The sequence below is a fragment of the Mesorhizobium hunchu genome (assembly GCF_040081975.1).
Taxonomy (GTDB): Bacteria; Pseudomonadota; Alphaproteobacteria; order Rhizobiales; family Rhizobiaceae; genus Mesorhizobium; species Mesorhizobium hunchu.
This window is the reverse complement of record NZ_JBEBMG010000018.1, coordinates 1-20,585: the sequence shown is the minus strand read 5'-3', so window position 1 is coordinate 20,585 and position 20,585 is coordinate 1. Positions and strand designations below refer to the sequence as shown.

The 20,585-nt window shown below is 65.3% G+C and carries 23 protein-coding genes and 1 pseudogene; 10 read left to right on the top strand and 14 right to left on the bottom strand.

Annotation, left to right across the window (positions count from 1 at the left end):
* Window positions 1-7: 7 nt before the first annotated feature.
* The 7 genes from soxB to ABMA46_RS20480 all read right to left on the bottom strand — a co-directional run bounded on the left by soxB (window position 8) and on the right by ABMA46_RS20480 (window position 5,482).
* Window positions 8-1,690 (bottom strand): thiosulfohydrolase SoxB, encoded by a 1,683-nt coding sequence (soxB, locus tag ABMA46_RS20510; RefSeq protein ID WP_349001859.1) that lies wholly within the window; start codon window positions 1,688-1,690, stop codon window positions 8-10.
* Window positions 1,691-1,785: 95 nt separating this feature from the next.
* A complete protein-coding gene (gene soxA, locus ABMA46_RS20505; RefSeq protein ID WP_349001879.1) occupies window positions 1,786-2,604 on the bottom strand; it encodes a sulfur oxidation c-type cytochrome SoxA in 819 nt (272 codons plus the stop codon).
* Window positions 2,605-2,696: 92 nt separating this feature from the next.
* Complete coding sequence (gene soxZ, locus ABMA46_RS20500) at window positions 2,697-3,023, bottom strand: thiosulfate oxidation carrier complex protein SoxZ (RefSeq protein ID WP_349001858.1); 327 nt, start codon at window positions 3,021-3,023, stop codon at window positions 2,697-2,699.
* 18 nt (window positions 3,024-3,041) lie between these two features.
* Window positions 3,042-3,497, bottom strand: coding sequence for a thiosulfate oxidation carrier protein SoxY (gene soxY, locus ABMA46_RS20495; protein WP_349001857.1), 456 nt, complete (start codon window positions 3,495-3,497; stop codon window positions 3,042-3,044).
* A 29-nt stretch (window positions 3,498-3,526) separates the two neighbouring features.
* A complete protein-coding gene (soxX, locus tag ABMA46_RS20490; RefSeq protein WP_349001856.1) occupies window positions 3,527-4,003 on the bottom strand; it encodes a sulfur oxidation c-type cytochrome SoxX in 477 nt (158 codons plus the stop codon).
* 150 nt (window positions 4,004-4,153) lie between these two features.
* Window positions 4,154-4,738 (bottom strand): thioredoxin family protein, encoded by a 585-nt coding sequence (locus tag ABMA46_RS20485; protein WP_349001855.1) that lies wholly within the window; start codon window positions 4,736-4,738, stop codon window positions 4,154-4,156.
* A 9-nt stretch (window positions 4,739-4,747) separates the two neighbouring features.
* Window positions 4,748-5,482, bottom strand: coding sequence for a cytochrome c biogenesis CcdA family protein (locus tag ABMA46_RS20480; RefSeq protein ID WP_349001854.1), 735 nt, complete (start codon window positions 5,480-5,482; stop codon window positions 4,748-4,750).
* A gap of 115 nt (window positions 5,483-5,597) precedes the next feature.
* On the opposite strand from ABMA46_RS20480, the gene ABMA46_RS20475 reads away from it, so the two are divergent.
* From ABMA46_RS20475 to ABMA46_RS20465, 3 genes are read left to right on the top strand one after another with little or no spacing between them, the layout of a single operon-like run.
* Complete coding sequence (locus ABMA46_RS20475) at window positions 5,598-5,960, top strand: transcriptional regulator (RefSeq protein WP_349001853.1); 363 nt, start codon at window positions 5,598-5,600, stop codon at window positions 5,958-5,960.
* 58 nt (window positions 5,961-6,018) lie between these two features.
* On the top strand, window positions 6,019-6,369 hold the full coding sequence (locus tag ABMA46_RS20470; protein WP_425475782.1) for an ArsR/SmtB family transcription factor: 351 nt from the start codon (window positions 6,019-6,021) through the stop codon (window positions 6,367-6,369).
* A 50-nt stretch (window positions 6,370-6,419) separates the two neighbouring features.
* Window positions 6,420-7,514 (top strand): YeeE/YedE family protein, encoded by a 1,095-nt coding sequence (locus ABMA46_RS20465; protein WP_349001852.1) that lies wholly within the window; start codon window positions 6,420-6,422, stop codon window positions 7,512-7,514.
* On the opposite strand, the gene ABMA46_RS20460 is transcribed toward ABMA46_RS20465, so the two are convergent.
* Window positions 7,511-8,452, bottom strand: a complete 942-nt coding sequence (locus ABMA46_RS20460) for an MBL fold metallo-hydrolase (RefSeq protein ID WP_349001851.1) — start codon at window positions 8,450-8,452, stop codon at window positions 7,511-7,513. The genes ABMA46_RS20465 and ABMA46_RS20460 overlap by 4 nt on opposite strands.
* A 138-nt stretch (window positions 8,453-8,590) precedes the next feature.
* Between ABMA46_RS20460 and ABMA46_RS20455 the strand changes: the two genes are divergently transcribed.
* The 3 genes from ABMA46_RS20455 to hemA all read left to right on the top strand — a co-directional run bounded on the left by ABMA46_RS20455 (window position 8,591) and on the right by hemA (window position 10,824).
* Window positions 8,591-9,031 carry a DsrE family protein gene (locus tag ABMA46_RS20455; protein ID WP_349001850.1) on the top strand — a complete coding sequence of 147 codons (441 nt, stop codon included), beginning with the start codon at window positions 8,591-8,593 and terminating at the stop codon, window positions 9,029-9,031.
* 70 nt (window positions 9,032-9,101) lie between these two features.
* Window positions 9,102-9,572 carry a DUF302 domain-containing protein gene (locus ABMA46_RS20450; RefSeq protein ID WP_349001849.1) on the top strand — a complete coding sequence of 157 codons (471 nt, stop codon included), beginning with the start codon at window positions 9,102-9,104 and terminating at the stop codon, window positions 9,570-9,572.
* Between the two features lie 37 nt (window positions 9,573-9,609).
* Window positions 9,610-10,824, top strand: a complete 1,215-nt coding sequence (gene hemA / locus ABMA46_RS20445; RefSeq protein ID WP_349001848.1) for a 5-aminolevulinate synthase — start codon at window positions 9,610-9,612, stop codon at window positions 10,822-10,824.
* A gap of 60 nt (window positions 10,825-10,884) precedes the next feature.
* Here the strand turns inward: hemA and ABMA46_RS20440 are convergent, their stop codons facing one another.
* Together ABMA46_RS20440 and ABMA46_RS20435 are read right to left on the bottom strand one after the other, a co-directional pair.
* The gene (locus ABMA46_RS20440; protein ID WP_349001847.1) at window positions 10,885-11,259 is read right to left on the bottom strand and encodes a DUF2934 domain-containing protein; all 375 of its coding nucleotides are present in this window, start codon (window positions 11,257-11,259) and stop codon (window positions 10,885-10,887) included.
* A gap of 137 nt (window positions 11,260-11,396) precedes the next feature.
* Window positions 11,397-12,407 (bottom strand): LacI family DNA-binding transcriptional regulator, encoded by a 1,011-nt coding sequence (locus ABMA46_RS20435; protein ID WP_349001846.1) that lies wholly within the window; start codon window positions 12,405-12,407, stop codon window positions 11,397-11,399.
* A 174-nt stretch (window positions 12,408-12,581) separates the two neighbouring features.
* Between ABMA46_RS20435 and ABMA46_RS20430 the strand changes: the two genes are divergently transcribed.
* The 4 genes from ABMA46_RS20430 (at window position 12,582) to ABMA46_RS20415 (ending at window position 17,994) form a co-directional block, all read left to right on the top strand.
* Window positions 12,582-13,406: an inositol monophosphatase family protein gene (locus ABMA46_RS20430; RefSeq protein WP_349001845.1), complete on the top strand. Its 825-nt coding sequence runs from the start codon at window positions 12,582-12,584 to the stop codon at window positions 13,404-13,406.
* A gap of 32 nt (window positions 13,407-13,438) precedes the next feature.
* Window positions 13,439-14,494: an ABC transporter substrate-binding protein gene (locus tag ABMA46_RS20425; RefSeq protein WP_349001844.1), complete on the top strand. Its 1,056-nt coding sequence runs from the start codon at window positions 13,439-13,441 to the stop codon at window positions 14,492-14,494.
* Between the two features lie 178 nt (window positions 14,495-14,672).
* Window positions 14,673-16,877 carry an ABC transporter permease gene (locus tag ABMA46_RS20420; protein WP_349001843.1) on the top strand — a complete coding sequence of 735 codons (2,205 nt, stop codon included), beginning with the start codon at window positions 14,673-14,675 and terminating at the stop codon, window positions 16,875-16,877.
* A gap of 16 nt (window positions 16,878-16,893) precedes the next feature.
* Window positions 16,894-17,994: an ABC transporter ATP-binding protein gene (locus tag ABMA46_RS20415; RefSeq protein ID WP_349001842.1), complete on the top strand. Its 1,101-nt coding sequence runs from the start codon at window positions 16,894-16,896 to the stop codon at window positions 17,992-17,994.
* Window positions 17,995-18,030: 36 nt separating this feature from the next.
* On the opposite strand, the gene derI is transcribed toward ABMA46_RS20415, so the two are convergent.
* The 4 genes and pseudogenes from derI to ABMA46_RS20395 all read right to left on the bottom strand — a co-directional run.
* Window positions 18,031-18,486, bottom strand: coding sequence for a D-erythrulose-4-phosphate isomerase (gene derI, locus ABMA46_RS20410; protein WP_349001841.1), 456 nt, complete (start codon window positions 18,484-18,486; stop codon window positions 18,031-18,033).
* Window positions 18,487-18,497: 11 nt separating this feature from the next.
* Entirely contained in the window at window positions 18,498-19,271 is a 774-nt protein-coding gene (locus ABMA46_RS20405; protein ID WP_349001840.1) for a triose-phosphate isomerase, read from the bottom strand.
* Window positions 19,272-19,445: 174 nt separating this feature from the next.
* Window positions 19,446-20,378, bottom strand: coding sequence for a sugar phosphate isomerase/epimerase family protein (locus ABMA46_RS20400; protein WP_349001839.1), 933 nt, complete (start codon window positions 20,376-20,378; stop codon window positions 19,446-19,448).
* 44 nt (window positions 20,379-20,422) lie between these two features.
* Window positions 20,423-20,585: pseudogene (locus tag ABMA46_RS20395) on the bottom strand (glycerol-3-phosphate dehydrogenase); the annotation flags it as partial.

Below are 20,585 nucleotides of genomic sequence, written 5' to 3'. Positions count from 1 at the left end.
CTGAGGTCTAGCCGGCCACTTTCACCGAGCGGTTTTCCTCCAGGCGGACAGTCGGGTGGCGCTTGAGATAGTCCTCCACCACCTCCCAGATCGGCGGGCCTTCGGTGCCTTCATTGACCGAAGCCCAGCCGGCGACCGTGTATTCCTTCGCCGGATCGATCGCCTCGCCCGTCTTGAGCAGCGTCATGCCCGAAATGCGGCTGCCGATCTCCGCATTGGGATCGATCGCGTAGCCCATGCCGCCGACGCGGACCATGTCGCCGCCCTGCTGGTAGTACGGGTCCTTGTTGAACAGATTGTCGGCGACATCCTCCATGATGTCCTTCAGCGTCTTGCCGGTCATCGCCGAGCGATAGGCCGCCGGATAGGTCATGGCGCAGGCATTGTGGACGTCCTCGACGGTGATCTTGTCGCCCGGCAGCACGGACGTACCCCAGCGGAAACCGGGGGACAGCGCGATGTCCGCCTCCCGCACTTCCAGTAATGCCTGGCAGATCAGGTCGTCGAACGTGCCGTTGAAATTGCCGCGCCGGTAGAGCAGCGTGTCGGTGGTGGCGAGTTCGCGCTTGAGCTCGGCCTCGAACGGCGCGCGCGAGGCGCCGATCTGCTTGGCGACCTCCTCATCCGGCGAAATCACGTCGGAGAAGATCGGGATCAGCCGATGGCGGAAATCCTTCACTTCGCCCCCCTGCACGTCGAGGTCGAGCCGGCTGACGAATTTTCCGTGCGAGCCGGTGGCGATCAGCAGTGTCTTGCCCACTTTGACCGGCTCGGGAAGCGCGTCGTGCGTGTGGCCGGTCAGGATGACATCGATGCCTTCGACGCGAGCCGCGAGCGCGCGGTCCACGTCGAAACCGTTGTGGGACAGGAACACCACGAGTTGCGCTCCGTCCGCCCGTGCGGCGACGACGTTTTTTGCCACCTCTTCCTCGCGCACGCCGAACGACCATTCCGGGATCAGCCAGCGCGGATTGGCGATCGGCGTATAGGGGAAGGCCTGGCCGATCACCGCGATCTTGACGCCGCCCTTCTCGAACATCTTGTAGGCGTCGAAGGCGGGCTCGTCCCATTCGGCGTCGAAGATGTTGCCGCCGAGGAAGGCGAACGGCAGGCCGTCGACGATCTCCTTCACCCGGTCGGTGCCGTAGGTGAATTCCCAATGCCCGGTCATGGCGTCGGGCTTCAGCAGGTTCATGGCGTCCACCATGTCCTGCCCTTTGGTCTTGAGCGCGGTGTAGCTGCCCTGCCAGGTATCGCCGCCGTCGAGGAAAAGCATGCGGTCCTGCCGCTCGGCGCGGATGCGCTTCACCACGGTCGCGATCCGGTCCAGCCCGCCCATGCGGCCGTAGGTCCTGGCGAGCGCGGCGAAATCCTCGTAGGTCAGCGCATAGGCATGCGGACTGCCGGGCTCGATATTGTAGAGCTTCAGGAAATCGGCGCCGGTGACATGCGGCGGCAGGCCGGCCACCTTGCCGACGCCCAGATTGATCGACGGCTCGCGGAAATAGACCGGCATGAGTTGTGCATGGATGTCCGTCAGGTGGACGAGCGTGACGTTGCCGAGCGGCTTGAAGTCGAGCAGCGCATCTTCGCTCAGCGCCTGCTGCGCCGCCGCGCGCGCCCAGCCGCCGGCCGAGCCGGTGATCGCCGCGAGAGCGGCCGTCGCGGCAAGGAACTCGCGCCTGTTCATTCCGCAATCCTTTCCTGAAAGACAAAATCGTCCATGCGGCCGGCATCAGCAGCGGATGCCGGACCAAGTCGGCGGCAAAGCCGCAGATGTCGTGTCTACTGGCGCACCGACGGCGTTTCCACCGAAAGCCCGGTGCCGCGCCATGTCACATAGACCTCGAGGGCCATGAGTTCGTCGGAGAACGCCTTCGGCATCTCGGCGCGCGTGTCGCGGATGCAGCCGCGCAGGCGGTTGTGCAGCGAAACCATGTCGGCCTGCTTCAAGCGGTAGGTCGGAAAGCCGTTCGCCTGCCCCTGGCTCAAATGGTCGGCACGGATATGCTTGCCCATGCTGGCCTCGTGGCAGGATGCGCAGGCAAGGTTCAACTGGCCCATGCGGGTGTAGTATTCCGTCTTGCCCTTGTCCCACCAGCTCTGCATGTCGCCCTGCTTGAGGTCGATCTTCACCGGCGTGCCGAGCGACTGATACTTGATGTAGGTCGTCAGCGCCTTCTGGTCATCGGAATCGAACTTGTAGGCCTCCGCGCCCATGTTCTCGGTGCGGCACTTGTTGATCTGCAGCTCGACGTTGATCGGCCGCTTGGCGTCCGCGTCCCACTTCGGATAATGCGCGCCGACGTCCTTCATCGTCTCGGACGCGTCGTTGTGGCAGGAGGCGCAGGACTTGCCCATCGTGCCGTCGACCGTGTTCCAGATTTCCTCGCCGCGCTCGACATAGAGCGTACCGGGATTGGCGAAAGAATCGGCTTCGAGCGCTCGTGTTTCGGTTTCGCGGAACAGCCAACCCGAGAGAACCTCGTCGAAGGGATGACCTTCGGGCGCCGGCGCGCGCGTGACCATTTCCTTACCGTCGATGATCAGCTTTTCATCGACCGGATCCGAACAGGCGATTCCGGCAAAACCGGCTGTCAGCATTGCCGCGCTTGCGATTGCCAGCACTGTCTTTTTCAACTTGCCCTCCCCTTCAGGTAACGGCTGAACCGCCGCGACAATCGACCGAAGTCCCCTCAGCCCACCTCAATAGCGGCTTCGTCGGTGTAGACGGAACCGTTGTCGTCCACCCAGGTGAACTTGAACTTGCCGCTCTCGCTCACCTTGGCGTTGAATTCGAAATACGGGTTGGCCGAGATCGCCGGCTCCATGTCGCAGGCGAAGACGGGCTTGCCGTTGAACTCGCAGGTGAACTTGTTGATGATCTCGCGCGGGATCACCTTGCCTTCTTTGTCCTTGCGCTGGCCCGATTCCATCTCGTGGCTGATCAGCGTCTTGATGACAATGGTCTCGCCGGCCTTGGCCTTCTTCGGCAGTTTCACGCGGGGTTTGGGTGTCGCCATGATCGTTCTCCCGTCGCCTCAGCCGCCGCAGCCGCCGATGGTGACTTTGACTTCCTTCTTGTCCATGTAGACCGAGCCGTCGGCCATCTTGGCCACCGCGATCACGTTCTGCGTCTTGGCGAGGCGCATGCGCGTCGTCGCTTCGGCCGCACCGCTCATCGCGGTGAAATGGAACGTCGCGACCTCCGGATTGGGGTTGCCGTCGGCCACGATCATGACCGAATCGACCATGTCGTCGCCGTCCATCTTGCTGTCGACTTTCACGGAGATCGGCACGGTATTGCCGTTCTCCGCGATTTCCGGCGCCGTCAGCGTGATCTTGCCGCTTGCCGGCTCCTTGCCGCCGGCGAAGTCGGAAATCCGCTTGTCGGTCGCCGAAGCTTCCGCGCGCGCCGGCGCGGCCGTCAACCCGCCGGCACCGGCCAGGGCAACGCCCGCCGACAGCAGGAACAGCTGGCGCCTGTTGAATGTCATGATGCTCTCCTTCCGGTGCGGCAACGGCACTACTCCTTCAGCGTCTCGAGATAGGCGACCACGTCCTCGACCTGCTGGGCCGTCAGGATGGTCTTGCCGACAAGATCCTTACGCACGTTCACGCCGACATTGAGCGAATAGAATCCGGGCATCACCGTCTCAGGCCCGAAAACCTGCTTCGAATCCGTCACGATGGCGCGCAGCTCGGCCGGCTTCCAGCGATCCGCGACGCCGTCCAGCGAGGGACCGACATTGCCGTGGAAGAGCTCCTTCTTGAGCGCGCTCACCTCGTGACAGGCCAGGCAGTTGCCGAGCTTGCGGTCGACAACGACTTTTTGTCCCGCCGCGGCGTCGCCGGGCTTGCCGGTCAGCGAATCCGCTACCGTCATATCGGTGAACTTGACTGCCTCCGGCTTGACGTCCTCGGCCAGGGCGGCTCCCGCCGACATCAAGGCTCCCGACAGTGAGATCATCGCCGAGACGGCAATTGTCTTCCCTGCTCGCATGTCGGCTATCCCTCCCCTTCGCTACACGCGCGGAACCGGCTGCAGTTCCGATCCTCCGTAAAGCACGATAGACACGGCCCTGCAAAGGTCAATCGAAAAATATGATTTTCTGCATATATCGTGAACGGCTGCGCGGATCGATGTTCCGGCTCACTCCGCGTCCAGCCGTCCCGCGGCGCGCGCCTCGTTGATGCTGCGCGCATGGTATTTCTGGAACGGCTCGTCCGTCTCGTAGCCCTTTTCGCGCACCCATTTGAACATGTCGAGGAAGGTCCATTTGCCGAAAGCGCCGGGCATGACCGCGACCGCCGCCTTGTCGACAGACACGCCCTGCGGCGCGTCCTCCGGCAGGAACACGATGGTCGGCGTGAACAGGTAGCCCCATTTGCGCACCGCCGTCTTCTCCGTCAGCGCCTCGCCGTCGGTGTCGGTGACTTCCTCGTCGCCGAACATGTTGTACTGCACCACCATGTAGTTGGCCTTGATGTAGTCGCGCACTTCCGGGTCGCTCAAAAGCTTCTCGTGCATCTCGCGGCAGTAGATGCAGCCGCGCTGCTCGATGACGATCGCCAATCGCTTGCCCTGCGACTTCGCCTGGGCGATGTCGTCGGCGATGTCGCGGAAGGTGATGGTGAACCAGTCTTCCTTGTGCAGGCCGTCGTCGCCGACCTCCGCCTTTGCCGGCAGGGCCGCGACGAGAACGAGGAATAGGAGGGAAATCGCGCGTTTCATCATGGGTCCATCCTAGCCGATCGACTGGAAGACGGGAAAGGTTTCGAGCAGCCAGTAGGAGATAGCCGACATCTTGCCGGTCACGAACAGGATGCCGGTGAGCACCAGCAGCCCGCCCATCACCTTCTCGACCGTCTCCATATGCTGTCTGAAGCCGGCTGCCCAGCGCAAAAAGGGACCGGCGAAAGCCGCCGCCAGCAGGAACGGTATGCCGATGCCGAGCGAATAGACCGCCAGCAGCAAGGCGCCTCGCGCAGCCGTGCCGGACGACCCGGCGACGAACAGGATCGCCGCCAGCACCGGCCCCACGCACGGCGTCCAGCCGAAAGCGAAGGCCAGCCCGATGACATAGGCGCCGACGAGGCCGACCGGCTTGCGCTGCACCTGCACCCGCGCCTCGCGAAACAGCAGGCCGATCCTGAAGACACCCAGGAAATGCAGGCCCATGACGATGATGACGATGCCGGCGACCAGCGCCAGCGTGTCGAAATACTGCGCAATGGTTTTGCCGATGACGCTCGCCGTCGCGCCGAGCGCGACGAAGACCGTGGTGAAGCCCAGCACGAAAGCCAGCGCGGAAAGCACGACAGCCCGCCGCTGCGCGGCGCCCGGATGCTCGTCCTTGAGCTGGTCGAAGCTGACCCCCGCCAGCCACGCCAGATAGGGCGGCACGATCGGCAGCACGCAAGGCGACACGAAGGAAAGCAGGCCGGCCAGCAAGGCGCCGCCGATTGTCACGTCGAGCATTTCCGACCCCGTACTGGCGCTGACCTGTCCTGTTGGCCGGTCTGTACGCCGAAAATCGACTGTCAATGTATTCAGGAATGACTATATATTGCAATCGGGAAACGGGTCTGGACGAATGCATGCCCTGAAACTGCTCCTTTGCCTTGCGGCCCTGCTTGCCGCGCCTGTCGTGACGCTGCCGGCGGAGATGGTCATGCTCGTCCAGCCCGGCTGCCCGTGGTGCGCCAAGTTCGATGCCGAGATCGCGCCGGCTTGGCCGAACACCCCCGAGGGCAGGCGCGCGCCGTTGCGCCGCGTCGACATCACCGGCTCCTGGCCCGGCGATCTTGCCGGCGTGCCCGCCGAGCGTTTCACGCCCACCTTCATCCTGATGGACAGGGGCAAGGAGGTGGCGCGGCTGAGAGGCTATCCCGGCGACGAGTTTTTCTGGTATCTTGTCGATGATATGCTCGCCAAGCTGCCGCCAGGCGACGGATAAGGTCATGACCCAGACATCATGGCTGGAGGAAAGGTCCGCGATTTTTGGCCGCACGATGCTGAACCTGCCCAAACTCAATCCCGACCAGCCGCAGGAGGAATTCGACCTCCTGCTCGCGCAGGCGCGCAAGGCGAGCGATCTCCTCAAGGCCCTGTCGCACGAGAGCAGGCTGCTGATCCTGTGCCTTCTCTCGGAAGGCGAGCGGTCGGTTTCCGATCTGGAAAACATCATGCGCCTGCCGCAGGCGGCGGTCTCGCAGCAACTGGCGCGATTGCGCCTCGACGGCCTGGTGACCACCAGGCGCGACGGCCGCGTCATCTACTACTCGATCGCCGGATCGGAGGTTTCGGCGATCATCGATTCTCTTTACCGGCTCTTCTGCGCGCCGGTCCGCGGCGATCCCGGATAGAGAATCGGTCACGAGACGAGGCCTGGTGGAAGGCCCCGAGGGAGGAAGCCATGGATATAGCCACCTCTTCGTGGTTCTTGCCGCTTGCCGGTCTGCTTGCCGGCGCCTGCATGGGGTTCGCCGCGCGCTGGCAGCATTTCTGCACGATGGGCGCACTGGAACGCCACTGGCATGCCGGCGACAGTTCCGGCGTTCGCACATGGGTCCTCGCCGCCGCGGTCGCGCTGATCGCCACGCAGGTTCTCAGCGCGGCCGGCCTGGCCGACACGCGGGACAGCTTCTATCTCTCCTCGAACCTGCCCTGGACCGGCGCCATCATCGGCGGCCTCGCCTTCGGCTTCGGCATGGCGCTGGTCGGCACCTGCGGCTTCGGCGCGCTGGTGCGCCTAGGCGGCGGCAGCCTGCGCTCGCTGGTCGTCCTCGTCACGCTCGGCCTTTCCGCCCTCTCGGCCCAACGCGGACTGGTGGCGCAAGGGCGCGTGGAACTGGTCGACCGGCTGGCGGCCGATCTCTCCTTTGCCGGCGACCAGTCGCTCGGCTCCATCGCCTCCGCGTTTGCCGGAACGGACGTCCATCTTCTCGCCGCGGCGCTGGTGGCGCTGGCCCTGCTTGCCTGGGTGTTCGCCGATCGCGGCTATCGCAACCGCTTCGGATTGATCGCGACCGGTTCGGTGATCGGCCTCGTGGTCGCCTTCGGCTGGGTCGCCACCACGCTCGCCGCCCGTCATTCCTTCGAGCCGGTGCAACTGGAATCGGCGTCCTTCGTCGTCCCGGTCGGCGATTCCATCCTGCAGCTCGTCACCTTCACCGGCGTCCTGCCGGACTATGGCGTCGGGTTGGTCGCCGGCGTCGTGCTGGGGGCGGCGCTCTGCGCATGGCGGCGCCGCGACGTGCGCTGGGAGGCCTGCGACGACGCGCGCGAACTCGGCCGCCATCTGGCCGGCGGCTTCCTGATGGGCACGGGCGGCGTCTTCGCCCTGGGCTGCACCATCGGCCAGGGTGTCAGCGCCGTCTCGGTGCTCGCCATCTCCGCGCCGCTGGCGATGGCCTCGATCGTGCTCGGCGCGCGCCTCGGCCTCGCCTACCTGCTCGAAGGCTCGCCGTTGGCCGCCTTCTCCGGGCTCGGCGTGCGGAGCAGAGTCTAGACCGGGACGAAGCGATAGGCAGCGCCTGCGCGCTCCACCGTTCCGCCTGCCGGATGCGGGAAATGGTAGCCGATCACCCGCGCGCGATCGCCGGCCAGCCTATCCAGCAGCGTCTTGCGCGTGATTGCGGCCAGCGCCTGGTCCTGGTCCGCGCCCGCCGGCCAGTCGGGATGCGCGAACGAGATCAACGACTGGGTGAGCGCGTCGCCGAGCACCATGAACTGGTCCGCGCCGTCATGCACGATGTAGCTCAGATGACCGGGCGTATGCCCCGGCGTCGCGACCGCCTCGATGCCGGGCAGCACCTCCCTGCCCGGTTTCAGGAAGGTCAGCCGGTCGCGGATCGCCTCGAACCGCCCCTGCGCGCCGACCACGAAGCTCTGCCGGTCGGCCGACACCGCCTGCAAGGCATCCGGCGACGACCAGAAATCATATTCGGCCTGGCCGATGTGATAGGCCGCGTTGGAAAACACCAGTTCGTCGAAATCGTCGGTCACGCCCCAGATGTGATCGGGATGCGCATGGGTGAAGACAACGTCGGTGACATCCGAAGGGTCGATCTCCGCCTCGGCGAGATTTTCGACCAGCTTTCCGGCCGTATCCATAAAATTCGGGCCGGAACCGGCGTCGAATACCACCACGCGCCCTGCCCGCTTCAGCACCGTGACGTTGCAATCGGGCCGCAACGCGTCGGTCGCCATTCCGTTCGCGGTCAGCAGGGCATCCAGTTCCGCTTTCGGCGCCTCGCCGTAGGAATAGGACATCGGCAAGGTCAGCGAACCGTCGCTGACCGTGACGATCTCCGCATCGCCCAGCGCCAGCCGGCCCACGGCGAACGCACGGCCCGCGCCGAGTTGCGAAACGGCCAGCGCGCCCGCAAGCCTCAGGACATCGCGGCGGCCTACCGCCGGACCGGACCATCTCGTGCCTGCGCTCATCGTCGTCCTCCTTGCTGCGCCGCCGGGCCATGACTACCCGATCACGGAAATACATGACATGGTGCGATTATGCCTAAACATAGAGAATTTTCTATGTATAATCGTCGGGACGGCGCGAATGCCGGCCAGGGAGGACAGATGCAAAAGCTCAGGATCGCCGCACTTGCCGCCGCCACGCTCGTGGCGATCAACGCCGGCCATGCCGAGGAGGCAAGGCACCGCCTCGCCATACAGGTCGACCAGGCCGACCCGGCCATCATGAATCTGGCCCTCAACAACGCCCGCAACGTCAAGAAATACTATGCCGGCAAGGGCGAATCGGTCGCCATCGAGATCGTCGCTTTCGGGCCTGGCCTCGAAATGTACGTCGCCGACAAAAGCCCGGTGAAGGACCGGATTTCTTCGATGTCGCTGGAAGACCCGGAAATCACCTTCTCGGCCTGCGCCAACACCCACGCCGCGCTCAACAAGAAGGAAGGCCACGAGGTTCCGCTGGTCGAGGAGGCGAAGGAAGTGCCGTCGGGCGTGGTGCGGCTGATGGAACTTCAGGAAAAGGGCTACAGCTACGTCAGGCCGTGACCCGCATCTTGCGCATATGCTGCGCCCGCATGGACAAACCGCTTTTGCGAAAGCCTATGGGAGTACCGTCATGAAGCAGATCCTCGCCGCAGCACTTGCAGGCCCGCTGATGGCAGGCTCGCTGACGGCAGGCGTCGCCGTTGCCCGCGCCGACGATCTCGTGACCACCTACCAGACCGACGAGGCGTTCGCCGACGTCGCGCAGGACATCCAGGATGCGATCGTCAATCGCGGCTATGTCGTCGACTATCACGGCCATATCGGCGACATGCTCAAGCGCACCGCAGGCGATGTGGGCGCGGCCAAGCCGCTCTACAAGAACGCGGAATTCATGCAGTTCTGCTCCGCGGTCGTATCACGTTCTGTAATGGAAGCCGACATCGGCAACATCGCCTATTGCCCTTACATCGTTTTCGCCTATGAAGCGGAAGCCGCGCCCGGCAAGGTCGTGGTAGGATACAGGCGTCTTCCCAAAGGCGACGGCCGCGATCAGGTCAACGACCTGCTCGACGAGATTGCCAAGGAAGCTTCGGGGCAGTAGACCCGGCGGCAGACCCACCCGAAAGGCAGGTTTCGCAATGGATTTCGATGCGTTCTTCACCGGCAAGCTGGACGGATTGCGCGAGGAAGGACGCTATCGCGTCTTCGCCGACCTGGAACGCAAGGCCGGCAATTTCCCGGCGGCAACCCGTCACGCGGACGGCGCCGTGCGCGACGTCACGGTCTGGTGCTCGAACGATTATCTCGGCATGGGGCAGAACCCGCAGGTGCTGGCCGCCATGCACGCCGCGCTTGATAGCTGCGGCGCCGGCGCAGGCGGCACGCGCAACATCTCCGGCACCAATCACCACCACGTCCTGCTCGAGCGCGAGGTCGCCGACCTGCACGGCAAGCAAAGCGCCCTGCTGTTCACCTCGGGCTACGTCTCGAACTGGGCGGCGCTGTCCACGCTCGGCCAGCACCTGCCGGATTGCATCATCTTCTCCGATGCCGGCAACCATGCCTCGATGATCGAGGGCATCCGCCACTCGCGGGCGGAAAAGCGGATATGGAAGCACAACGACGTCAAGGATCTGGACCGCCATCTCGCGGCAGCGCCCGCCAACGCGGCCAAGGTCGTCGCCTTCGAGTCGGTCTATTCGATGGACGGCGACATCGCGCCGATCGCCGATATCCTCGCGGTTGCCGAAAAGCACGGCGCCATGACCTATCTGGACGAGGTCCACGCGGTCGGCATGTACGGCCCGCGCGGCGGCGGCATCGCCGAGCGCGAGGGCCTGATGGACCGCATCACCCTGATCGAGGGCACGCTCGGCAAGGCCTTCGGCGTCGTCGGCGGCTATGTCGCCGGTTCGACCGCGCTGTGCGACTTCCTGCGCTCCTTCGCGTCCGGTTTCATCTTCACCACCGCCCTGCCCCCGGCGGTCGCGGCGGGCGCGGCGGCCTCGATCCGGCACCTGAAGCAATCCGATCTGGAGCGCGCGCGCCATCGCGACGCGGTCGCGGCCGTGCGCGCGCGGCTCGACCAGCTCGGGGTGCCGCATATGCACAATCCCAGCCACATCGTGCCGGTGATCGTCGGCAATGCCGCCAAGTGCAAATGGATCAGCGACATCCTGCTCGACCACTACGGGATCTATGTCCAGCCGATCAACTATCCGACCGTGGCGCGCGGCACGGAGCGCCTGCGCATCACCCCGACGCCGCTCCACACGGCCGCAGACATCGACCATCTGACCTCGGCCCTGTCGGAACTGTGGTCGCGCTGCGCATTGGCGCGCCAAGTGGCCTGACGCCGGCGCGACAGCCGCCGGCAACGGCCGATCGACGCTCTTGCCGCGGAACCTGAACGGCTATCTTTCCGGGCCTTCCTCGCGCGCGGCCTGCTCGGCCGCCGTGAGGTCGCCGTCGGTCTCGTCGATCAGGCGCTCGGCCTCGTCGCCGGATATGCCGGTCCTGATCGCGAGCGCTTCCTCGGCCAGCACGTCGCCCTTGGCCACGCGTCCCTTGTCGCGCCGTCGCGCCTTTGCGGGCGACGCCGTTTCGCCGCTGTCGTCAGTGCCATAGAGGGTTTGCGGGGCAGCGTCCTGCACATAGTCCATTTCGTCGCGGTCGAGCTCATCGATCGCCTGATGCCAATGCCGTTCATGATGGCCCTCAGGCCGGCCTTCCCGCTCCCATATCTGATAGGCGCGCTGCTGGATTTTCTCGTGACGATCGGTGCCCATATCGGCCTCCCTTGCTGGTCGGGGAAACGTTCGACCTTGCGGAACGATCCACACCCGGGACGAAACATTTTCGTTATCGCGCAGGCGCGAAATATGCCCGGCCGCCGGCAGGCCCCTGCACACGGCCGGATGTCCGGCTATCCCGGCCTGACCGTGCTGCGCCACACCATCGGAGCGTCGAAAACAATCCTGCGGTTCTCATCGTTCTCGCCGCTGCCCATAACGAGGTCGACCACGGTTGCAGCGATCCGCTCGATCGGCGGCGCAAAGGTCGTCAGCCCGTATGACGCCCACCCTGCCTGTTCGATGTCGTCGAAACCGATCACGCACAAATCCTGCGGCACGGCCAGGCCGAACTCCGTGCGGGCCACGTCGAGGAAGCCGCAGGCAATCAGGTCGGTGACGCAGAAGGCGCCGTCGGGCCGCTGCCGGCCGGCAAACAGGTGCCGCGCCGCATCCGCGCCGACATTGTAGCCTGTCGATCCCTGTCGCCAGACGATGACCTCGACCCCCTCACAGGCGGCGGCGGCGACAAATGCCTGCTCGCGCGCCAGCAGGCTGGGCGTGCCGGCCGCAGAACTCACCAGCGCCGGCTGGCGGCATCCCGCGCGCAGCAGGACATGAAGTGCGGCTTCGGCGGCTGCCGCATTGTTGTTTCCGATATTGTGCGGCCCGACCAGCCTGTCGTCGCGATTGATCAGGACCAGCCGCTGCCCGTTGTCCAGGCAGGTCCGGATCAGCGACTGCGGCGGCGTGCCGGACAGGACGACCGTCGCGTCGGCGCGGTAGTTCAGCGTCTGGCGCAGGGCTTCTTCGACATGATGCGCTGGCCCGGACGTGTTGAACACCATGGCGACCTTGCCGGCGTCGCGCAGATGCTGGGTGAGCGCGCGCAGCATCTTGCCCTGGTAGGGCGTATCGCTGTCGGCGACGGCAAGGCAGACGATCCCCGTCGTCTCGCGCATCAGCCCGCGTGCCAGATGGTTCACATGATAGCCGAGGCGCTCGGCGGCTTCGACGACGCGCCGGCGCGTCTCCTGCGAGACGCTGGCGCCCGGAGTGAAGGTGCGCGACACCGCGGAGCGCGAGACGCCCGCCAGTTCCGCGACCTGCTTGGCGCTTGCGAAAACCTTTCGAGTACCGCTCACAGCGCTGCCCCGGACAAACGATGGCAAGTCTTTGCACGCAAGTGCATAAACAGCAAGCGAACAGAAAGAATGTCCTGCCGCTATTGACAGCCCGGCCATAATGAAACAGCTTTGCACAGCCGTGCAAAAACTTCATTCTCCAGCTCGTCGGAATAGCCTGTGTCCGCAGAAGCCATGACAACCGCCAGCGAGGCGCCGCTTTCGAGCGAAGAACTGGACGAGCGCGAACGCCTATGCCGCGCCCTGCTCGGTTCGGCAGGCCGCATCGCGATGGACGGATATGCGAAGCTCGGCGCCGGCGGCCCCGTCGTGACCATGAAGGGGCCGCAGGATTTCCTTACCGAGACCGACGGACAGGTCGAGGAGCACATCCGAAAGACGATCGCGGCCGCCTTTCCGCAGGACGGTTTCCTCGGCGAGGAAGGCGGCGGCGCGGAGGCCAAGAGCATGTGGGTCGTCGACCCGATCGACGGCACCGCCAATTTCATGCGCGGCATCCCGCATTTCTGCATCTCCATCGCCTTCCTTCACAGCGGGCGCGTCGAGATCGGCGGCATCGCCAATCCCGCCAGCGGAGAAATCTATTTTGCACGGCGCGGACGGGGCGCCACGCGCAACGACCGCGAGATTCGCGTCGCCGATACCCGAGCCTTCGACCGCAGCATGATCGAGTTCGGCTGGTCGTCGCGCCTGCCGAACAGCCAGTATCTCGATCGCCTCGCCGCGGTCTGGGAACTCGGCGTCAATGTGCGCAGAAGCGGCTCCGGCGCGCTCGGTCTCGCCTATGTGGCCGACGGCCGTTCCGACGGCTACGCGGAGCTCCATATCAATTCATGGGATTGTCTGGCAGGATTGCTGCTGGTCAGGGAGGCCGGCGGCGTCTGCAACGATTTTCTTGACGGAGAGGGCCTCATGAACGGCAATCCCGTCCTCGCGGCCGCGCCGGGCGTGGCCGCCGGCCTGTCGCAGGCCACGGGCATCCCCTTGCCCGCCGACTAGACTTTTCGCGATCGACAACCAGGGAGGAAAACATGCGAAATAGAAAGAAGCGGTCGAGGATCGCGTCCACGCTTGGCCTGGCCGCTGCGGCGGCGCTGGGGCTGATCGGGCTCGCCGGACAGGTTCAGGCAGCCGACCGCAATCTGGTCATGTATTGCGGCGTGGACGAGGCCTGGTGCCGCGCCATGGCGACCACCTACCAGAAGGACACCGGCGTCAACGTCGACATGACGCGCATGAGCGCGGGCGAGATCTACGCCAGGCTCCGTGCCGAAAAAGCCAATCCGCAGGCCGACATCTGGTGGGGCGGCACCGGCGACCCCCATCTCCAGGCTGCCGAGGAAGGGCTGACGGAGGAGTACAAGTCGCCCGTCCTGCCCGAGCTGCGCGATTGGGCGCAGAAGCAGGCGGAGCGCGCCAAATACCGCACCGTCGGCATCTATCTCGGCGCGCTCGGCTACGGCTACAACGCCGACGATCTCAAGCAGCGCGACCTCAAGGCACCCGAATGCTGGGCGGACCTGATCAAGCCCGAGTTCGAGGGCGAGATCGAGATGGCCGATCCCAACTCCTCCGGCACGGCCTGGACGGCGCTGGCGACGATGGTCCAGCTCATGGGCGAGGACAAGGCGTTCGACTATTTCAAGCAGTTGAACAAGAACATGGCCGAATACACCAAGGCCGGCGCGGCTCCGGCTCTTGCGGTGGGCAAGGGCGAGACGCTGATCGGCATCGCCTTCCAGCACGACGTCATCAATGCGGCCAAGCAGAACCCGGCGGTCAAGGTGGTGTCGCCTTGCGAGGGCACGGGCTACGAGATCGGCTCGATGAGCATCGTCAAGGGCGCGAAGAACCTCGACGAGGCGAAGAAGTTCTACGACTGGGCCTTGTCGGTCGACGCGCAGAAGCTCGCCGCGCCGAACGGCAGCTACCAGATCCCGTCGAACACGAAGACGCCGGTTCCGCCAGAGGCTCCCGATCTCTCCAAGATCAAGCTGATCGACTACGATTTTGCCAAATACGGCTCGTCCGAAGTGCGCACCAAATTGCTGAAGCGCTTCACCGACGAAGTCCGCAACGGCGGCTGACCGCTGCCCGCTCGGCGTCGGCCGGATCGATTTCGGCCGGCGCCCCTTATCGCACGATCCCATGGCTGCGTATAACGCAGACAGGATGATGCCGTTAAAACAGAGCTTTACGGCGGAATGCTGATTCAGTTTGGCTGCAACTGGCTTTAGCGCCAGTCCGAATTGCAGAGGTTTGCGCATGGCACGGTCGATACCGGTGAAGGCGGACGCTTCCGCCGGCCAGGGCAACGCTGCCGGCTGGCTGGCCGTGGCGTGGCTGAGTTTCCTGGTCCTCCCCTGGTACAAGGTCGAAGGCGGGTTCTTTGCTTTCGACTGGCTCTCCAGGCCCTATAGCGCCACGCCGGCCGTGCTGGGGGGACTGAGCAGCGCACCGTGGCTGCTGCCGCTCGCCTTGCCGTTGCTTGCCGCCACCTGGTTTGTCTGGCGCCGCGATTTGCGAAGCCTTGCCTGGGTCGGAGCGGCGGGCCTTGCCTGGATGGCGGTCGAAGGCTTCTCCATCATCCACTCCGGCTGGGCCTTCTCCTGGCTGACGACGCTGACCGGCGATCCGGGTCCGAAGCAACCGGGAATGGGCTGGGGAGCGGTGCTCTACGCCGCCGCCATGCTGATGCTGACGGCGGCCTCCCTGGCAAGGCGCGGCTGGTGCAAGGGCGACGGCTTCGTGGTCGGAGCGCTGATGCTGGTGATCACCTCGCTCATCCTGTTCGTCGCCTATCCGCTGGTCTCCATCCTGTCCTCGGCGGTGAAGGACAATGACGGCAACGTCATGCCGTCGTTGTTCGCCGACAAGCTGTTCAACTCCAATATCTGGAGCCTCGGCTGCCTCTACGGCTCCGGCAATTGCGGCGTCGCCTGGAACACGGTCGCGGTGGCGACCCTGGTCGGGCTGCTGTGCACGGTGCTCGGTCTGGCGCTGGCGCTGATCGCGCTGCGCACGCAGGTGCGCGGCAAGTGGATCCTGCGCAGCCTGTCGATCCTGCCCATCATCACCCCGCCTTTCGTCATCGGCCTTGCGCTGATCCTGCTGTTCGGCCGCGCCGGCATCGTCACCAATTTCCTGTCGCACCATTTCGCTATCCCGCGCAGCCGATGGATCTACGGCATGGCCGGCATCACCATGGCGCAGGTGCTCGCCTTCACGCCGATCGCCTTCCTGGTGCTGGTCGGCGTCCTGCAGGGCGTCAGCCCCTCGATGGAAGAAGCCTCGCAGACCCTGCGCGCCAGCCGCTGGCGCACGTTCTGGACCGTCACCTGGCCGCTGATACGGCCGGGCCTGGCCAGCGCCTTCCTGATCTCCTTCATCGAGAGCATGGCAGACTTCGCCAACCCTCTCGTGCTGGGCGGCAACTTCAACGTGCTGGCCACGGACATCTTCTTCGCCGTCGTAGGCGCCGCGCACGACCAGGGCAGAGCGGCGGTACTGGCCATCGTGCTCCTGGTCTTCACGCTCGCCGCCTTCGTCATCCAGCGGCGCTGGATCGGAAAGCGCAGCTACGTCACCGTCTCCGGCAAGGGCGACGGCGGCGTGCCGGCGGCGCTGCCGCCGGTCTTGCGTATCGGCTGCTACGCCGCCACCCTCCCCTGGCTGGTGCTGACGGTGGTCGTCTACGTCATCATCCTGACCGGGGGCTTCGTGCAGTCGATCGGCCGCGACAACACGCCGACGCTCGAGTATTTCCTCACCGCCTTCGGCGTGACCAAGGGGGTGGACGGCTGGTTCCTGTCCGGCTCGGCATGGCCGTCGCTGACCATGACGATCGGCCTGGCGCTGGTGGCGATGCCGCTGACGGCGGCGCTGGGCATCCTCACGGCCTACCTGCTCGACCGGCAGAAATTCGCCGGCCGCACGCTGTTCGAGTTCCTGGCGATGATGAGCTTCGCCATCCCCGGCACCGTCGTCGGCATCAGCTACATCCTCGCCTTCAACGTGCCGCCGGTGCAGATCACCGGAACCGGGCTGATCATCGTCATCTCCTTCATCTTCCGCAACATGCCCGTCGCCATCCGCGCTGGTCTCGCCAACCTCAACCAGATCGACAAGAGCCTTGACGAGGCGTCGCTGACGCTCGGCGCGCGCTCCTTCGCCACGCTGCGCAAGGTCATCCTGCCGATCCTGAAGCCGGCGATCGTCACGGCCATGATCTATTCATTCGTGCGCGCGGTCACGGCGGTCAGCGCGGTCATCTTCCTCGCGACCGGCCGTTTCAACCTGGCCACCGTCTACATCGTCGGCCGCGCCGACGTCGGCGAATACGGCATCGCCATCGTCTATGCCGCGGTGATGATCGTCGTCATGATGGCGATCCTGGTCGGCATACAGGTGCTGGTCGGCGAAAGACGGCTGGGCCGCAGGTCCGCGGCGAGCGAGCCGGTGATGGCCTAAGGAGAGCGCTGAAACCATGGACGAAACGACAGTCCCCTTGAACTCCGCTGCCACGACGGAACCCGCCGTCCGCTTCGAAGCCGTCACCAAGAAATACGGGACGGTGACGGCGGTCGACAGCGTTTCCTTCGATATCGCGCCGGCGAGCCTCGTGACGCTGCTCGGCCCCTCCGGCTGCGGCAAGACGACGACGCTGCGACTGATCGCCGGGCTGGAACAGGCCAGCGGCGGCCGCATCCTGATCGGCGGCAAGGACGTCACCCTGCTTTCGGCGGCGGAGCGCGACGTCTCGATGGTGTTCCAATCCTATGCCCTGTTCCCGCACATGAACGTCATCGAGAACGTCAGCTACGGCCTGCGGTCCATGGGGCTCGGCAGGGCGGACGCGGAAGCCCGTGCCGCGGAGAAACTGGCCCTGGTCGGCCTGTCGGGTTACGAGAAACGGCAGCCGAGCGAACTGTCGGGCGGTCAGCAGCAGCGCGTCGCCGTCGCGCGGGCGATCGTGCTGGAACCGCAGGTGCTTCTCTTCGACGAGCCGCTTTCCAACCTGGACGCCAAGCTGCGCCGGCGCGTGCGCGAGGAAATCCGCGACCTGCAACAGGCGCTGAAGCTGACGGTCGCCTATGTCACGCACGACCAGGAGGAGGCGATGGCCGTCTCCGACCGCATCATCGTCATGAACGGCGGCAGGATCGCGCAGGACGGAACGCCGAGCGAACTGTACAACGAGCCGAGCAGCCGTTTCATCGCCGACTTCATGGGCGACGCCAACCTCATCCCGGTCTCGGTAGGCGGAACCGACAGTCAGCAGGCCGAGGTGAAGATCGGCCGGGCGTCGGTGCGGATCAGGCGCCGGGCCGTTGCCAACGGCGAAGCTCTCCTCGCGGTGCGTCCTCATGCGATCCGCATGACCGCCGGCGCCAGCAGCGCCGACACGCTGTCGGGCACCGTGCTCAAATCGACCTATCTCGGCAACCACATGGAATATCGCGTGCGATTGGCCGATCCTGACACGGAACTGTTCGTTTCCTCGCCCGATACGCAGAACCCGATCGCCGACGCGAGCGCGGTTTCCGTCGTCATCAATCCGGCGGACGCGGTGCTGATAGGCGACTGAACGGGCGCGGCGCCGGCAAGGCGGCGGACATGCCTCTCAGCGGGCGTTGTATTTGGCGTCGACCTGGTCGATGGCATCGACGTTGCCGGCCGAGCGGCCCTGCGGGTCGAAGGTTTCCTTGAGATACGCGTCGGCGATCGCCTTGGCCAGTTCCGGCCCGATCACGCGCGCGCCCATGGTGATGATCTGGGCGTTGTTGGAAAGCGCCGCACGCTCCGCCGAATAGGTGTCGTGCGTCAGCGCCGCGCGGATGCCCGGCACCTTGTTGGCCGAGATGCACACGCCGATGCCGGTGCCGCACACCAGGATGGCGCGGTCGTATTTGCCGGCGAGCAGGTCGTTTGCCACGCGATCCGACAGATTGGCGTAGAACGGATCAGGCCCGGCCTCGGTGCGCGATACTTCCGAGACCTCGTGCCTGTCCTTCAGATGGTCGGCGAGAATTCTGGCCAGCCCTTCGCCGGCGCTGTCCCCTGCGATTGCGAGTTTCATGATCGTCTCCTTCAGTTCGAGAGTGTGGCGGCGCACCTGCCAAGGATGTCGAGATAGCCCTCGACGGCCCATGCGGAGCGGCCGATGAACAGCCCGTCGATATGCGGACAGGCGATGAGTTCGGCGCAGTTGCCCGGATTGACCGAGCCGCCGTAGAGGCAGGGCACGCGCCGGCCGAGCACGTCTTCGGCAACGGCGATGATCTCCGCCTGCCGGGCGTCGGCATAGTCCGGGCTCGCCGGCATTCCATTGGCGCCGATCGCCCAGACCGGCTCGTAGGCGAACAGGAGCGGCCGGCTCTTCTGCTTTTCATCAAGCTTCGACAGCGCGCCGCGCACCTGGGCTGCCAGCACCTCGGTAGCATGGCCGGCCTCCCGCTGGGCAAGCGTCTCGCCGATGCAGACGAGCGGAACGAGGCCGTGGCGGACGGCCGCTTCGGTTTTCAGCCCCACGGTCTCGTCGGTCTCGCCGAAATATTCGCGCCGCTCGGAGTGCCCGAGCTCGACCATGTCGAGGCCACAGTCGGTGAGCATTACGGGCGAGATCTCGCCCGTCCAGGCGCCGTCGTCGGCCCAGTGCATGTTCTGCGCTCCGACCTTGACGGTGGTTTCGGTCAGCATCGCCTTGACCTCGCGCACCGCGGTAAAGGGCGGGATGACGAAACGCTGGATGCGCGGATCGCCCTGCGGATCGGCCAGCAGCCCTTCGGCGAACACGCGCGCCTCGGCCAGCGTCTTGTTCATCTTCCAACTGGTGCCGATCCAGATTTTTTTGGGCTGTGTCATGCGGCAGTCATCCCGTCTCGCTGGCCAAGACTCATGCCGTCGGCTCGTCGATGACGGGGCCCTTCGATCGCGCGCCTTTCGGCATCGCGCCCATCGCCTCGATCTTTTGGAGGCCGCCGATCTTTCGACATCTGCAATCTTTCCTTGCGTATTTCCGCGTCTTCACCGGCCGGTTCAGGCCGACAGGCCTTGCGCGCCGGTATCGATATGGGGTGCCCAGAAGGCAATGCTTTCGGCGATCTGCGGGATGACCTGCCGATCATCCGGCTCCCGCTCCTTGAAGCTCAGTTCCAGGCAAATCTCGTTGTCGACGGCCCCGCCGTCCGCCAGGGCCTTCAGCAGCGGTCCGGGCTGGATGCGGCCCCTGTCGTTGAACGCCGCGGTGAAAGGCCGATGCCCGCCCTTGTCCATCAGGCTTTGCTTGATGTGGATGATCGGCGACACCTTCGGCACCGCGCGTGCCCAGGCATAAGGATCGTAGTCGTCCGGGTCGGCGCTGGTCACGTCGCCATGGTCGATATCGGCCATCATCCACATCGGCACCGCCATATCGGCCCTGGTCAGCCGGTCCTGCAGCCTCAGGCATTCGGCGATCGTCTCGCCGAATTCGCGCCCGATGCTCATCGGTTCCCAGAAGACGTAGCGCAGGCCGGCGGCGCCGGCGTGCTCCGCCACCTCTTCCCAACAGTCGACGGCGATCCGGATGAGCTCCTCTCGCCGGGCCGGATCGTCATAATCCCGGAAGGTGAAGATGGCGAACTGGGTGCCGACGGAGACGCCGCCGAGTTCGGCGATGATGTCGGCGAAGGTCTTGAACCAGTCGACGTAATAGCGGCGCACGTCGCGGTCGGGATGGCCGAAATGGTTGAGACGCCCGTAAGGTCCCGTCATGCCGCTGGTGACGCGCACGCCGGTGCGCCGCAAGGCCGCCGTCATCTGCCGCGTCAGCCGCCGGATCACCGGCGCCGGCCAGCTCGGATTGATGAACTCGTGCGTCAGTTGCAGGTCGCGGATCTTCAGGTCGCGCGCGACCGTGTCGATCAGATCGTCCGGATCGGCGAAGCGATTGACCAGCGGATTGGTGTTCAGCGAAAGCGTCAGTGGCATTCCGTATCGGCCCGCCTGCGTGTTGTTGATAGTCGCTTTGTCATTCACGCGGCCTCTGCGAGATGCTCGGCCTCGAACCATGATGCGAAGGCGCGGCGTTGGGCATCTGTGAGGTGGAGGTGGTGCTTGGTGCGCCGGTAGAGGATGTCGTCGGGCGTGCGCGCCCACTCCCTGGCGACAAGATAGCGCACCTCCGCCTCGTAGAGC